At 40.7% G+C, this 518-nt stretch carries 1 protein-coding gene; it reads right to left on the bottom strand.

All coding sequences use genetic code 11. The annotated features are described in order from the left end of the window. A partial coding sequence (locus VPR01S_RS16595) for an imm11 family protein (protein WP_021706520.1) occupies positions 1-502 on the bottom strand: 502 nt, incomplete at its 3' end. Positions 503-518: the final 16 nt, after the last annotated feature.

Raw genomic sequence — 518 nt, 5'->3', positions numbered from 1 at the left:
AGTCGCTGTATTTCGGCATAAAGACTAACCGCTCTTTTTCAGGCATCGCTGAGAGCTTGTCATCATCCAGATAATACTGCTCTATTGTTTGATCTTCCTCGTCAGGATCAAAGTCATCAATACGACATTTTTCAAGATTAAGTACATCCAGCAATTCAAATACATTAAATACCCAGTAGTCCTCATGATACTTGCCGTGATCATCAACAATTACCGCTGGGTAGATCTGGCAACACTGGCTATCGATAGTGCCTAACGTTTGTTTTATCTCGTCAGAAAAGACCGGGTAGGTAGAGTCTAAATGAGCCTGTTTAATTGGCCGAGAAATACCACGGGCAAGATCCTCATCGCGATAGCCGTTTTCAAAGAACATCGGCTCGCTGCCGCTCAGCTTGGTATATTCATAATCCCTCATCGCTGAATGCTTTTGAGGTTTCAGATATAGGGTATTCTCATCGTAATTCTTAAATACAATATAATATTGATCGTTATATTGACTCATTTTCCTGCCTATAACT

Source organism: Vibrio proteolyticus NBRC 13287, from assembly GCF_000467125.1.
GTDB classification, from domain to species: Bacteria; Pseudomonadota; Gammaproteobacteria; order Enterobacterales; family Vibrionaceae; genus Vibrio; species Vibrio proteolyticus.
Note: the sequence above shows the minus strand (reverse complement) of the source record. Positions and strands in the feature narration are given on the sequence as shown.